Here is a 14,939-nt window from a genome sequence, read left to right as displayed (position 1 = left end):
AATCCGTGATCCGCTGCGCAGGCCTCAGGCTGGCGCAGCGCGACCGTCACGCATTTTCTTCGGGGCCGATTCACGATGTACCAGGCCAACAGCGACCTAGCGCAACTACTTGATGTCACCGCACGTACCCTGCCGGGAATTCCCGCGCGAGTGGGCGTCAGCGCTGATGACGAACTTGCCTGCGGCGCGGCTGGCAACCAGGCGCGAATCGCCGCTCTCTATGGGCACCTGCAGTCGAGCTTTCCCGAGGCCGGGGCGCATTACTGGACGGTGCGCACCTGGACGCTGCTGATCTGGCAACCCATCTACCTGAGTCTGTTCGGTGTGCACCTCGCCGAGCGTGCGCCGTGCCTCGACGGCATGGGGCAGACCGTGTGCAATGGCATGGTCTATGGCTTCTGCCTGCCCGAACATTGCCCGCGCCGCGCAGCCCAGGATGGGCTTATCGATTTCGCCGCCGAGCAATTGCAGCAACTGGTCGAGCGCCAGTGGCAGGAGTTCGACGCGGTGGCCGGCATTCAGCGCAAGCTGGCTCGGCGCCTGCAGGCCGATTGCGTGTTGGGCGCGCTGCTGATGATCCAGCGACAACAGTCCCTAGCCAACGAGCGGCTGCAGCAACTGGAAGGGCGCTGGCTGGATGCGCTCGATCTGCGCGGCAACAGCTCGCTGATCGAAGTGCGCCTGGACGATGGCCGCGAGCGCCTGGCGCTGGGGCGCAAGGTCTGTTGCCAGCACTTTCGCCGCGCCGACGGCCAGCTCTGCAGCACCTGCCCGAAACTCAAGCAGGAAGAGCGGCTGACGCGCCTGCGCCAGGAGCTAAGCCTCGAATGCTGAAACTGAACGATATCCAGGTACGTCGCGACGGTCGCCTGACCCTGGCACTGGACGAACTGCAACTGGCCGGCGACCAATTCACCGTGATTCTCGGCCATAACGGCTCGGGCAAATCGACGCTGATGAACCTGATCGCCCGGCAATTGCAGCCGGACACCGGTACTCTGCAGCTCGACGGCAAGCCACTGAGCAGTTTCAGCCAGCGCGAATTCGCCCGTCGCGTGGCGTTTCTACCCCAGCGCCTGCCGGATGTCGCCGGGCTCACCGTGCGCGAGCTGGTGCGCCTCGGACGCTTTCCCTGGCGAGGCTTGCTTGGCAGTTGGCAAGCCGAGGATCGGCAGATGATCGAACAGGCCATGGCGCAGACCGATGTCGAGCAGTACGCCGATCACCTGGCCGATACCCTCTCTGGGGGCGAGCGTCAGCGGGCCTGGATCGCCATGTTGCTGGCCCAGCAGTCGCCGCTGATCCTGCTCGATGAGCCGACCTCGGCGCTGGATCTGGCTCACCAGTACGAACTGATGACGCTGCTGCGCGAACTCAATCTGGCGACCGGCCGGGGTATCGTCGCCATCCTCCACGACATCAACCTCACCGCCCGCTATGCCGACCGCATCGTCGCGCTCAAGCAGGGACGGGTGTTCTTCGACGGCACGCCGGACGAACTGCTGCACAGCCCACTGCTCAGCGGGCTCTACGACATCGATATCGAACTGATCGAGCAGCCTGGCAGCGCCCGCAAGATCGCCGTGGTGGCCTGAACATGGGTTTCAGCGAAGCGCGTCAGGGCGCGGTCGCCAGCGAGTTCGGCGGGCAAGTGCTGCGCTATGGCCTGACCTTCGGCCTGCTGCTGGTGCTGATGGTTGTGCACCTGCAACTGAGCACCGCGCTACCCCTGGCTCAGCAGTGGGCGGTACTCGGCGGTGCCGTGCAGGAGGATTTCGATGCCCTGCAATTCAATCTGTCGGCCCTGCCTCGGCTGGTCATCGCCTTGCTGGTCGGCGCGGCGCTGGGACTATCGGGCAGCGTGCTGCAGCAACTGACGCAGAACCGCCTGGTCTCGCCGATGACCATCGGAGCTTCGTCCGGTGCCTGGCTTGGGCTGGTCTGCGCGACCTTGCTGGTGCCGACGTTCGCCGCCAATCACGGGCACTGGGCGGCGCTGGCCGGTGCGCTGCTGTCGGTCGGCCTGGTGCTGGTGATCGCCGGGCGCAACGGCATCGCCGGCTTGCCGGTGGTACTGGCGGGCATGGCCATGAACCTGCTCCTCGGTGCTTTGGCCGCGGGCCTGGTACTGCTCAACAACCAGTACACCAGTGGGCTGTTCGTCTGGGGTGCTGGAGATCTTGCACAGATCGACTGGCATTGGGTCGGCTGGTTGTGGCCCAAGCTGTTGATCGGCCTGCTGGTCATTTTCCTCGCGCCGCGCCCGCTGACCCTGCTGCAACTGGGCAGCGACGGTGCCCAGGCTCGTGGCCTGAACCTGTGGCCGGTGATGCTGGCGCTGTTCATGGTGTCGATCTGGATGACGGCCGTATCGATCACAGCGGTGGGCCTGATCGGCTTTATCGGCCTGTTGACGCCCAACCTGGCACGGCTGTTCGGCGCCCGTCGTTCCCGGGATGAGTTGCTCTACAGCGTGTTGCTCGGCGCCGTGCTGCTGCTCGCCACCGATGCCCTGGCACTGCTGGCCAATCGCTGGACGACGGATCTGGTACCCAGCGGCGCGGCGGCGGCACTGATCGGCGCGCCGGCGTTGTTATGGCTGTCGCGCCGCCAGTTGTCCGCCGATGACGCCCGCGGTCTGGAGTTGCCGGAAGGGCCGGAGCGGGTGCGCCGCCGCCATGGGCTTCTGGTGCTGGCGCTGACTATTGCTGTGGTACTGCTGAGCATCTGCCTGGGCCGCAGCAGCGTGGGCTGGCAGTTCGAGTGGCCATCGTCGCTGATCTGGGCGTTACGTTGGCCGCGAGTACTTACCGCCGCTGCGGCGGGCTGTGGCCTGGCCATCGCCGGGGTGCTGTTGCAGCGCCTGCTGCGCAATCCGCTGGCCAGCCCGGACATTCTCGGCCTCTCGGCGGGGGCGACCCTGGCGGTGATGCTGGCCCTGATGATTTTCGGTGGCTCGCTGCTGGGATTCACGGCGCCGATCGCCGCCTTTATCGGCAGTCTCGCGGTGCTCGCCGTGCTGTTGCTGCTGGGGCGTCGCCACCAGTATTCGCCGGCGCTGATGGCGCTGGTCGGTATTTCCCTCACTGCGCTGCTCAACGCGGCGTTGCAGTTTGGCCTGGCCAAGGGAACGGCCGATTCCTTCGCGTTGCTCGGCTGGCTGGCCGGCTCGACCTACCGGGTCTCGGCGGCGCAATCCTTGTGGTTGGCCATGGGCGTGCTATTACTGGGCGTACTCAGCCTGCTGTGCCATCGCGCGCTCACACTGATCTCCATCGGTGATGGCGTGGCCCTGAGCCGCGGCCTGGATGTGCGCACGGCTCGCCTGGCACTGTTGGTGCTGGTGTCGCTACTCTGTGCACTGGTTACCAGCCTGATGGGGCCGGTGGCCTTTCTTGGCTTGCTGGCGCCGCACATGGCTGCGATTCTGGGGGCACGCCGGGTGGTGTCGCAGTTATTGCTGGCGGCGGCTCTGGGCGGTGTGCTGATGTTGCTGGCGGACTGGTTCGGTCGCGTGCTGATCTTCCCGCTGCAATTGCCGGTCGGCATCGTCGCTTCGGTGGTGTGCGGCAGCTATTTCGTTTACCTGTTGGTCAAGAGGCGCCTGGCATGAAGGATCTGTTGCGCGCTGTCTCGTTGCTGTTATGCCTGGTTGCGGGCTTTGCCGGGGCGCAGCCGCGGGTGGTGGCGCTGAGCTGGGAAGCGGCCGAGCATCTGCTGAAACTGGAGATCACCCCCATCGCCGTGGCCGATGCCGGGGATTACCGCACCTGGGTGGTACGCCCGCGCCTGCCGGACGAGGTGCCAAGTGCTGGCTCACGTACCGAGCCGAACCTGGAGCTGCTGGCGCAACTGAAGCCGGAGCTGATCGTCATTCCACCGCTGCTGGAAGACATTCGCGGCAAACTCGAGCGCATCGCGCCAGTGGCCGCCTACAGCAGTTTCAGCCAGCAGCACGACAATTACCTCGCCGCCCGCGACAACTACCTGGCCCTGGCCCAGCGCTTCGGTCGCGAGGAGCAGGCACTGCGCGAGTTGGCGGCGATGCAGGCACGGGTCGATGAGCTGCACCGGCGCCTGGTCGAGCATTTCCGCGGATCTTTGCCCAAGGTCGCGGTGATTCGCTTTTCCTCGCCCACGGCAGTGTTCATCAACGGCGCCAACTCCATGGCCGACCACGCCATGCAGTTGCTGCACCTGCAGCCGGCCTATCCGCTGCCACGCAGCCCCTGGGGCATCGTGCAATCGCCGGTGACCACCCTGGGGCGCATCGACGAGGGCGTGATCCTGCATATCGAGCCTTTCGCCCAGCAGGATCAACTGTTCAACACGCCGCTCTGGCAAGCCATGCCGTTCGTGCGCGAAGGGCGCTTCGCTGCCATGCGTTCGACCTGGACTTATGGCGGAGTGTTTTCCATCGAATACCTGGCCGAGGCGATCACCGAGGCTCTACTGCGCCTGCCGGCACAATGACCGGCCTCGACGTTTCCTTATCGTAGTGCTTGCGATGACTGGCTGACAGACCCTAGAGTTGCCGGCATTCCTATTTCGAGCCGTGCAAGTCAGTGTCATCGTGAGGGTGTGGGGCCTTCCGATATTGCTCTGTATGGCCATTTGCGGGGCTGCATGCGTTTTTTCCTGATCATTCTTCTGGCGATTTGCCCGGTATTGGCGAGTGCTGCGGGGCCGGCCGTGTTCGACGAGAACACCCGATCCTTGCCGCTTGGCCAGCTGATGTCCGTGTTCGAGGACGTACGGGGCGACAAGACCATTGACGACGTCACCTCCAGAGCCCTGCAAGGCAGCTTTCGCGCCCATGACAAACCGGTATTGAACGCGGGCTATTCACGCTCGGCCTTCTGGTTGCGGGTCGACCTGCAGTACCTGCCTCAGGATTCCATCGCCCACGGCCTCCATCATCACTGGCTGCTGGAACTGGCCTATCCGCCGCTGGATCATCTGGAACTCTACGAGGCGGATTCCGATGGCCACTTTCGTCTGACCCAACGCACCGGCGATGCGCTGCCGTTCTCCAGTCGGGAAATTCGCCAGAACAATTACCTGTTCTCCCTCGATTTCGAGCCGGATCAGGTGCGCCGGGTTTACCTGCGTATTGAAAGCCAGGGGTCGATCCAGGCGCCGTTGACCCTCTGGTCGCCCACCGCCTACCTGGAAAAGCAGCCGGCGCGCATCTACGTGCTGGGCATCATCTACGGCGTGTTGCTGGTGATGCTGATCTACAACCTGTTCATCTTCATCAGCGTTCGCGATACCAGTTACCTCTATTACATCTTGTATATCGCTTCGTTCGGCCTCTATCAGGTGTCGGTCAACGGCGCCGGTATCGAGTTCTTCTGGCCCGACAACCCCTGGTGGGCGAACGTTGCCACGCCGTTCCTGATCGGCGCCACGGCGTTGTTCGGTTGCCAGTTCGCGCGCAGTTTCCTGCAGACCAGCGAGCATAGCCCCTGGGTCGACCGCTGCCTGTTGCTGCTGATGCTCTGGGGCACGGCGGTGATGGTGCTGGCGTTGACCGTCAGCTACGCCGTATCGCTGCGCCTGGCCACCGTTCTGGCGCTGGTGTTCACCCTGGTGGTGTCCATCGCCGGCGTGCTGGCCTGGCTGCGCGGCATGCGGGTGGCGCGCTACTTCATCATCGCCTGGGCGGCCTTTCTGATCGGTGGCGTGGTCAACACGCTGATGGTGCTCGGCTACCTGCCCAACGTGTTCCTGACCATGTACGCCAGTCAGATCGGCAGCGCGATCGAGGTCGCGTTGCTATCGCTGGCGCTGGCCGACCGTATCAACGGGATGAAGGAGGAGCGTGCACGCATCCTGCAGAGTGCCGCTGCCAAGCTGGAGGCGCTGAACCACGAACTGGCCGACAGCAACCGCCTCAAGGACGACTTCCTGGCCACCGTGACCCACGAACTGCGCACGCCGATGAATGGCGTCATCGGCTCCCTGGAGCTGATGCAGACTCTGCGCCTGGAGCCGGAGGTCGAGCAATACCAGAAGACCGCGACGCGCTCGGCGCGGGACATGATGCAGATGGTCAACGACATCCTCGCGCTCACCGAACTGCAATCCGGCAGGCTCTACCCGCGGCGAGAGACCTTCAGCCTGCGCGGCCTGCTCGATGGTGTGTGCGCCAACTACGAAGGCCGTGCGCGAGACAAGGGCCTGGCTTTCACGCTCGATCTGGACGAGCGCCTGCCCGATACCGTGGAAGGCGATGCGGTAAAACTGGCGCAAGGGCTGGGCTACCTGCTGGATAACGCCATCAAGTTCACTGCCGCTGGAAAGGTTTGCCTGCGCGTGCGCGGTGGTGAGCCGACGCTCGAGGCCCTGCCGCTGAGCTTCGAGGTGATCGATGCAGGCATCGGTCTGGCGGATGCCCGCGAAGCTGACCTGTACCTCCGCTTCCATCAGCTCGACAACTCGATGACTCGACAATACGGCGGTCTCGGCATCGGCCTGAGCATCTGCCGGCAACTGGTCGATCTGCTGGGCGGTAGCCTGGCGTATGAGCCCAATCGTGCTGGCGCGGGCGGCAGCATCTTTCGCCTGAGTCTGACGCTGGCCTTGCCGGTGCAGAAGGGCGCGAGCGAGCCGGTGGTGCGCCGCGCCAATGGCAGCCCCGTGCGCGTGCCGGAGCAATGCACCGTGCTGGTGGTCGAGGACAATGCCATCAACCAACTGGTGATCCGCGGCATGCTGCTCAAGCTCGGTTACCGGGTACGCACTGCGGACAATGGCAGCGAAGCCCTGGAGTGCCTGCAGCGCGAGTCAGTCGACGCGCTGCTGCTCGATTGCCAGATGCCGGTGATGGATGGTTTCGCCACCTGTCGAGCGCTGCGCCTGTTGCCCGGTTGTGCCGAGCTGCCGGTGCTGGCGATCACGGCCCACAGCCAGTCCGGCGACCGCGAGCGCTGCCTGGCCGCCGGGATGAGCGACTACCTGGCCAAGCCGGTGAAGTTCGACGAGCTGCGGGTACTGTTGCATGACTGGGTGCTGTGCCGGACAGCTTGAGTATGGCCGGGTCGCGGCCGGCATTGGCACAAATCCGGCTTTAAGAGCCTGTGGGATTCTGCTTCACTGGAGTGTGCCACTCAATGATCGCCGCGCTCGGTCGCTGAGTGGCTCGCTCACCTTCCGCCCGTGCGCCGTCGGCGCCGAGGAGCACGCAGCATGATGCCCAGCCAGTACGCCGAAACCCATGAGGTGTTCAACCAGCCGTTGCCGCTGGAGGGCAGTAACCTGTACCGCATCGACCTGCCCCTGCAGGAGTGGACAGGCCGCTTCGACGGTGCCTGGGGCGTATCGCGGATGGACGCCTATGGTGCGCTGGCCGGCGGCGAACTGATGACCGCCGGCTTTCTTGCCAACCAGAACGAACCCGTGTTCAAGAGCCATGATCGCTACGGGCATCGCATCGACGTCGTCGAGTTCCACCCGGCCTACCATCGGTTGATGGAGGCGGCGATCACCCATGGCATTCCCTCCATGCCCTGGGTCGCTCCGCGCCGCGGTGCCCAGGTGGTGCGTGCGGCCATGAGCTACCTGCACAGCCAGGCCGAAGCCGGCAGCGGATGCCCGTTGACCATGACCTTCGCCAGTGTGCCGGCGCTGCGGATGCAGCCGGATATCGCCGAGCGCTGGCTACCGAAGATCCTTTCCTGCGAATACGACCCGCGCAACCTGCCCTTCGAACAGAAGGCCGGCGCCACCATTGGCATGGCCATGACCGAGAAGCAGGGGGGCAGCGACGTGCGGGCCAACACCACGCGAGCCCATGCGTTGGGTGCAACTGGGCCGGGCGGCGCCTATGAGCTGGTCGGGCACAAGTGGTTCTGCTCGGCGCCGATGTGCGATGCCTTTCTCACCCTGGCCTATACCGACAAGGGCCTCAGTTGCTTTTTGCTACCGCGCCACCGGCCGGATGGTACCCGCAACCCGTTCTACATCCAGCGCCTGAAGGACAAACTGGGCAACCGCTCCAACGCTTCCGCCGAGGTGGAGTACCGGGGTGCCCTGGCGTGGATGATCGGCGAGGAAGGGCGCGGCGTGCCGACCATCATCGAAATGGTCGCCATGACCCGCTTCGACTGCATGATCGGTTCCAGTGCGCTGATGCGCCAGGCCCTCAGCCAGGCCCTGCACCATTGCGCGCAGCGGCAGGTCGGCGGACGAGCGCTGAGCGACCTGCCGCTGATGCAGAACGTGCTGGCCGATCTGGCCCTGGAAAGCGAGGCGGCGCTGGCGCTGACCCTGCGTATGGGGCGCGCCCTGGATCGGCCGGATGACCCGCACGAGCGAGCCTTCGCCCGCCTGGTCACCGCCGTGGGCAAGTATTGGATATGCAAGCGCGCACCGGCAATGATCAACGAGGCGGCGGAATGCCTGGGCGGTGCCGGCTACGTGGAGGACAGCATCCTGCCGCGGCTGTATCGCGAGGCGCCGGTCAACTCGACCTGGGAAGGCTCGGGCAACGTGCAGTGCCTGGATGTGCTGCGCGCCTTGTCGAAGGAGGCGGGGATGCTCGATGCGCTGTTGATGCAGCTAGGCGACGGCCACGGCGACGCCCGTCTCAAGGCGCACATCGCCGGCCTGCAGAGGGATCTGCGTGACAGCGACGATATCCATTATCGCGCCCGGCAGATCACCGAAGATATCGCTCTGGCCCTGCAGGCCGGCCTGCTCCTCGAGGCGGGTAACGAGGTGGTCGCCGATGCCTTCATCGCCAGCCGCATTGCCGGCCGAGGCAGGGTATACGGTGGCTTGCCGCGGGGCGTCGATGTCGCGGCGCTGCTGGCCAGGAGCATGCCGGCACTCGGCTGAGGCCGCGTGCCGCCAGCCTGCGTCCTTGGCGTCAGCCGCGCTGGATGAACCGGCGGATACGCCGTGCGGCCTCCACGCACTCCTCCAGCGGTGCGACCAGGGCCATGCGCACACGGCCGCTGCCTGGATTGAAACCATCCACTTCCCGCGACAGATAGGAGCCCGGCACCACGGTGACATGTTCCTGGGCGAACAGCGCGCGGGTGAACTCGGCATCGTCGCCCGACGTCCTGGCCCATAGATAGAAGCCGCCATCCGGACGTTGCACATCGAGTACGTCCTGCAGGATTTCCAGTACGGCATCGAACTTCTCGCGGTACAGATCGCGGTTGGCGCGCACATGATCCTCGTCCTGCCAGGCAGCGATGCTGGCCAGCTGGGTTTGTACCGGCATGGCGCAACCATGGTAGGTGCGGTACAGCAGGAAGGCCTTGAGGATTTCCGCGTCGCCCGCCACGAACCCCGAACGCAGGCCCGGCAGATTCGAGCGCTTGGACAGGCTGTGGAACACCACGCAACGTTTGAAATCGTTGCGGCCCAGTTCGGCGCAAGCGGTCAGCAGGCCGGCTGGCGGATTCTGTTCGTCGAAGTACAGTTCGCTGTAGCACTCGTCGGCGGCAATGACGAAGTCGTACTGATCCGCCAGGGCGATCAGCTTTTTCAGCGTTTCCAGCGGAATCAGCGCGCCAGTCGGGTTGCCCGGCGAACAGAGGAAGAGTATCTGGCAGCGCTGCCATACTTCTGGCGCTACGGCGTCGAAATCCGGGTTGAAGCCATGTTCGACCAGGCACGGCAGGTAATGTGGCCGGGTGCCGGCGAGCAGGGCTGCGCCTTCGTAGATCTGATAGAAGGGATTGGGGCTGACCACCAGGCCGTCGACGTCACGCTGGGCGACGGTCTGGGTGAAGGCGAACAGCGCCTCGCGGGTGCCGTTCACCGGCAGCACATGCCGTGCCGCATCGAGCCAGCCGGTCGGTACCTTGAAGCGGCGTTCGCACCAGTGGGCGATGGCTTCGCGCAGCGCCGGGATGCCCAGCGTGGTCGGGTAGACCGCCAGTTGTTCGAGGTTGTCGGTCAGCGCCTGGGCGACGAACGCCGGCGAGCGGTGTTTGGGCTCGCCGATGGACAGGGCGATGGGCGAGCGGTCGGCTGCGGGCTGTACACCGGCGAGCAGGGCGCGGAGTTTCTCGAACGGGTAGGGCTGCAACTGGGCGAGGGCGTGGTTCATGATGATCCGACGTGTCCTTTGTAGGGCGGCGACAAAGCTGCCGACACTAGCACGCGGGGCGGCTTCAGGAAAATTCCCTTTCGCCCGTCCGATAGGCGTCATTTTGGGGCGCCATGCTGATGCACGGTTCTAAAGGCTGGCTGCTTCGAGCCGATAGCCTGACTGCAACCCGTTATCAGTCATTCTTTAGCGAGACCCCTCTATGCGCACCCTCAAGTTCAGCCACAAGATCATGCTGGCTGCGTCCCTGGTGGTCATTGCAGCTTTTGCGTCGTTCGCGTTGTACAACGACTACCTGCAACGCACCTCGATTCGCGACAACCTGGCGCACTATCTCCACGACGTCGGTCAGGTATCCACCGGCAACATCCAGCATTGGCTCAATGGGCGCATGCAGTTGCTGGACAATCTCGCCGAATCGGTTCAGGACGACAGCGCGCCCGATCCGCTGGCCAGAAACCTGCAGCACCGCAGCATCGCCTCCGCCTTTCTGTACGCCTACTTCGGTCAGGCCGATGGCACCTATACCCAGTTTCCTCCTAGCGAATTACCCGCCGGTTATGATCCGCGTCAGCGGCCCTGGTACAAGAGCGCGGCGGGCAGCAGCGGGCCGGGTCTGACCGAGCCCTACCTGGCGGCCGATCCACGTGATGGCCTGCTGATCACCATCACCCGTCCCGTCAATGCCGGCGGTAGCCTGCAGGGCGTGGTGGGCGGCGACCTCAAGTTGCAGACGGTCGACGACATCCTCAACTCCTTCGATCTGGGCGGTATGGGCTATGCCTTCCTGGTCGACGACAAGGGCACGGTGCTGGTGCACCCGGACAAGAGCCTGGTGCTCAAGAAACTGCCGGATCTGTTCCCCAGTGGTGCGCCGCGTCTGGAGTCCGGTTTGCAGGGCGTCTCGGCCGTCGATGGCAGTGCGCGTATCGTCACTTTCCTGCCGGTGCAGGGGCTGGCCGGCGTGCATTGGTATGTCGGCCTGTCCGTCGACGAAGGCAAGGCGTTCGCTGCCCTGCGTGAATTCCGCATCTCGGCGCTGATGTCCACGATCATCGGCGTTATCGCGATCCTGCTGTTGCTCGGGGCGCTGATCCGCATCCTGCTGCGCCCACTGCACGTGATGAGCCACGCCATGGGGGGCATCGCCGAGGGAGAAGGCGATCTGACCCAGCGTCTGAAAATCGATTCCGGCGATGAGTTCGGCGAGTTGGCGGGTGCCTTCAACCGCTTCGTCGAGCGTATCCACGAATCGATCCGCGAAGTGGCCTCGGCGACCCGTGAAGTTCACGCCCGCGTGAGTACCGTGGTCGAGGCGTCCAACGCCTCCATGGGTAACTCCAACGAACAGGCCGCGCGTACCGACAGCGTTGCCGCGGCGATCAACCAGCTTGGCGCTGCCGCCCAGGAAATCGCCCGCAACGCCGCCGATGCGTCGGTGCAGGCCAGCGATGCCCGCCGCGATGCCGAAGAAGGGCAGAGCATGGTCGAGCGCACGCTGGGCTCCATGGGCGATCTGTCGGACAAGATTCAGGCCTCCGGCAGCCATATCGAGGTGCTCAGCCAGAAGAGCAACGACATTGGCCAGATTCTCGATGTGATCAAGGGCATTTCCGAGCAGACCAACCTGCTGGCGCTCAACGCCGCCATCGAAGCGGCCCGTGCCGGAGAGGCGGGGCGTGGCTTCGCCGTGGTCGCGGATGAAGTGCGCAACCTGGCGCAACGCACGCAGAGCTCGGCGCAGGAAATCCAGCAGATGATCGAGCAGTTGCAGGCCGGTGCTCGCGACGCCGTAGCGACCATGGGCGAAAGCCGACGGTTCAGCGACGACAGCGTGCGCATCGGCGGGCAGGCCGGCGAGAACCTGCGTGGCGTGACCCGCCGCATCGGCGAGATCGACGGCATGAACCAGTCCGTGGCCACCGCCACCGAGGAGCAGACCTCGGTGATCGAGAGCCTGAACATGGACATCACCGAGATCAACACCCTGAACCAGGACGGCGTGCGCAACCTGCAGTCCAGCCTCAGCGCCTGTACCGAACTGGATCAGCAGGTCGGTCGGCTCAAGCAACTGGTGGACAGTTTCAGAATCTGAGGGAGCTGAAGCGGGCGCGTGCCTCGTTGCGAGGCCCGCGCTGTTGACCGTTTAGATGCTGATTTGCAGCGGACTTGGGCTACTCGTCGCCGACAGCTTGGTGATGATGGTCTGCTGCAGGCGTGCGCACAGCTCCGGGTCGGACAGCGGCTGGTTGTTGGCATCGGTGACGAAGAATACGTCCTCCACCCGTTCGCCCAGGGTGGCGATCTTGGCGTTCTGCAGCGACAGGTCGAAGTCGAGGAAGATCCGCCCGATCTTGGCCAGCAGGCCGGGGCGATCCGGCGCCGTCAGTTCCAATACGGTCACCGGTCGCTGCGCATCGTTATGGATGGTTACCTGCGGCGCGAAGGAGAAGTGCTTGAGCTGGCGTGGTACCCGGCGCTGGATGATGTTGGGGTACTCGTCAGGGTGTTTCAGCGTATCGACCAGGCTCTGGCGGATTTGCTCGATGCGTTGCGGGTTATCGCCGATGGAGCCACCTTCTACCTCCAGCACGATGTAGGTGTCGAGGGTGAACTGGCTGGTCGAAGTGAGAATCCGCGCATCGTGAATGTTCAGGTTGAGCTGCGTCATGGCAGCCACCGTCACGGCGAAGAAATCGTGCTGATCCGGCGCGTAGATGAAAATCTGCGTGCCGCCCTCGTACTCGCGCTGGGTGGTTTCCTTGATCAGTACCAGCGGGCCGCCGTCGTCCGGGTGCTGAAGGATCGCATCGGTGTGCCAGGCCACATCGCCGGCGGTATGGCGCAGGAAGTAGTCATCGCCTAGCTGCGCCCATAGCTGCTCGACTTCATCGGAGTCGGTGCCGCTGCGTACCAGGGTATCCAGCGCCGCGCTCTGGGTCAGGCGAATCTGCTCTTCGCGCTCCACCGGGTTTTCCAGGCCGCGGAGCAGGGCCCGCTTGGTTTCCGTGTAGAGCTGGCGCATCAGGCTGGCGCGCCAGGAATTCCACAGGCTCGGGTTGGTGGCGTTGATGTCGGCCACGGTGAGCACGTAGAGATAGTCCAGGTGGGTCTGGTCGCCGACGAACGCGGCGAAGTCGTGGATCACCTGCGGGTCGGACAGATCCTTGCGCTGGGCCGTGGTCGACATCGCCAGGTGGTTCTGTACCAGCCAGACGATCAGCCCGGTGTCCCAGGCCGGCAGATGATGGCGCTGGCCGAAGGCTTCGGCATCGATGGCGCCGAGCTCGGAGTGGTCACCGCCACGGCCCTTGCCGATATCGTGATAGAGACCGGCCAGGTAGATCAGCTCGGGCTTTGGCAGCTTGTCGATCAGTTTGCTGGCCAGGGGGAACTTCTCCGCCAGCTCCGGCCACTTGAACTTGCGCAGGTGCTTGATCAGGTTGAGCGTGTGGGCATCGACCGTGTAGATGTGGAACAGGTCGTGCTGCATCTGCCCGACGATATGGCCGAACTCCGGCAGGTAGCGACCGAGGATGCCGTAGCGGTTCATGCGGCGCAGGTTGCGGTGGATGCCCTGTTCGCACTTGAACAGCTCGATGAACAGGCTGGTGTTGCGAATGTCCTTGCGGAAATCGTCGTCGATCAGGTGACGGTGATCGCGCAGCAGGCGGATGGTGTCGGCGCATACGCCCTTCAGATCCGGGTGCTGGGCCATCAGCACGAAGATCTCGATGATGGCGAACGGCGTGCGCTTGAACACGTTCGGGTGGGTCACCTCGATGTAGCCGTCGCGAACCTGGAAACGGCTGTTCAGCGGCGTCGCCGGGCCACTGTCACCGGCACGCAGGATCTCTTCCTCGAAGTGCTGGTTGATCAGGTCGCTCAGCTCGGCGATGCCCATCACCACGCGGTAGTACTTCTGCATGAAGCGCTCGATGGTGCGCTTGGTGTCGCCTTCGTTGTAGCCGAGCAGCTCGGCCACCTTGCTCTGGTGGTCGAACAGCAGCCGGTCTTCGGCGCGCCCGGCCAGCATGTGCAGGGCGTAGCGCACCTTCCAGAGAAACTCCTGGGAGGAGGCCAGCAGGGTGTATTCGCTTTCCAGCAGAAAACCCTGGCCAACCATCGCATGCAGGTTGAGGGTGCCGAAGTGGCGGCGTGCGACCCAGAGAATGGTCTGGATGTCGCGCAGCCCGCCAGGCGAGCCCTTGACGTTAGGCTCCAGGTTGTACTCGGTGTCGTTGTACTTGGCGTGCCGGCTTTTCTGTTCCTGGCGCTTGGCCAGGAAGAATTCCTGGCTCGGCCACATGTGCGCGCTGGCGGTCACTTCCTGCATGCGCCCACGCAGATGTTCGGGGCCGGCAATGGTACGGCTTTCCATCAGGTTGGTGATGACCGTCAGGTCGGCGCGAGCCTCTTCGGCGCATTCGGCGACCGAACGCACGCTCTGGCCGACTTCCAGGCCGATGTCCCAGAGCAGGGTGAGGAAGCCTTCGATCGCTTCGCGGAAGGTTTCCTGATCGTCGCTGCCGAGCAGAACCAGCAGGTCGATGTCCGAATAGGGGTGCAGTTCGCCACGGCCATAACCGCCCACCGCCAGCAGGGCGATTTCGGCATCCTCGCTCCAGGAAAAACGATTCCAGGCTTCCAGCAGGATCTGGTCGGTGAACCAGGCACGATCTTCGACCAGACGGCGCATGTCGCGGCCGCTACGAAAGCGCGCATCGAGCACTTCGTGGGCGCGACGAATGGCTTTCTTGAAGGCGCCGATGGGGCTGGACTTGAGCGCCAGTTCCGCCTGGAACTGGCCGCGATCGAACAACTCGGAGTCTACCTGCGGCATGTAGCGGCCTTCCTTCTATAGGCGAGG

At 64.4% G+C, this 14,939-nt stretch carries 9 protein-coding genes; 7 read left to right on the top strand and 2 right to left on the bottom strand.

Annotation, left to right across the window (positions count from 1 at the left end):
* The first annotated feature begins 75 nt into the window (after positions 1-75).
* From DNK06_RS15415 to DNK06_RS15390, 6 genes are all read left to right on the top strand, one after another.
* On the top strand, positions 76-834 hold the full coding sequence (locus tag DNK06_RS15415) for a siderophore ferric iron reductase (RefSeq protein ID WP_131180870.1): 759 nt from the start codon (positions 76-78) through the stop codon (positions 832-834).
* A complete protein-coding gene (locus tag DNK06_RS15410; RefSeq protein ID WP_131180869.1) occupies positions 828-1,595 on the top strand; it encodes an ABC transporter ATP-binding protein in 768 nt (255 codons plus the stop codon). Before DNK06_RS15415 ends, DNK06_RS15410 begins: the two co-directional genes overlap by 7 nt.
* 2 nt (positions 1,596-1,597) lie before the next feature.
* On the top strand, positions 1,598-3,613 hold the full coding sequence (gene fhuB / locus DNK06_RS15405) for a Fe(3+)-hydroxamate ABC transporter permease FhuB (RefSeq protein WP_131180868.1): 2,016 nt from the start codon (positions 1,598-1,600) through the stop codon (positions 3,611-3,613).
* A complete protein-coding gene (locus DNK06_RS15400) occupies positions 3,610-4,473 on the top strand; it encodes an iron-siderophore ABC transporter substrate-binding protein (protein ID WP_131180867.1) in 864 nt (287 codons plus the stop codon). The genes fhuB and DNK06_RS15400 overlap by 4 nt, the downstream gene beginning before the upstream one ends.
* Before the next feature lie 153 nt (positions 4,474-4,626).
* Positions 4,627-7,032, top strand: a complete 2,406-nt coding sequence (locus DNK06_RS15395; protein WP_131180866.1) for a hybrid sensor histidine kinase/response regulator — start codon at positions 4,627-4,629, stop codon at positions 7,030-7,032.
* Between the two features lie 159 nt (positions 7,033-7,191).
* Positions 7,192-8,841: an acyl-CoA dehydrogenase family protein gene (locus DNK06_RS15390; RefSeq protein WP_131180865.1), complete on the top strand. Its 1,650-nt coding sequence runs from the start codon at positions 7,192-7,194 to the stop codon at positions 8,839-8,841.
* A gap of 31 nt (positions 8,842-8,872) precedes the next feature.
* Here the strand turns inward: DNK06_RS15390 and dapC are convergent, their stop codons facing one another.
* Complete coding sequence (gene dapC, locus DNK06_RS15385) at positions 8,873-10,069, bottom strand: succinyldiaminopimelate transaminase (RefSeq protein WP_131180864.1); 1,197 nt, start codon at positions 10,067-10,069, stop codon at positions 8,873-8,875.
* 202 nt (positions 10,070-10,271) lie between these two features.
* Here dapC and DNK06_RS15380 point away from each other — a divergent pair, with 202 nt between their 5' ends.
* Positions 10,272-12,164, top strand: a complete 1,893-nt coding sequence (locus DNK06_RS15380; RefSeq protein ID WP_131180863.1) for a methyl-accepting chemotaxis protein — start codon at positions 10,272-10,274, stop codon at positions 12,162-12,164.
* 51 nt (positions 12,165-12,215) lie between these two features.
* Here the strand turns inward: DNK06_RS15380 and DNK06_RS15375 are convergent, their stop codons facing one another.
* A complete protein-coding gene (locus tag DNK06_RS15375) occupies positions 12,216-14,912 on the bottom strand; it encodes a [protein-PII] uridylyltransferase (RefSeq protein WP_131180862.1) in 2,697 nt (898 codons plus the stop codon).
* Between the last annotated feature and the right edge of the window lie 27 nt (positions 14,913-14,939).

Origin of the sequence: Phytopseudomonas daroniae, assembly GCF_004327285.1 — a bacterium.
Lineage (GTDB): Bacteria > Pseudomonadota > Gammaproteobacteria > Pseudomonadales > Pseudomonadaceae > Aquipseudomonas > Aquipseudomonas daroniae.
This window is presented reverse-complemented; position numbering and strand designations above follow the sequence as displayed.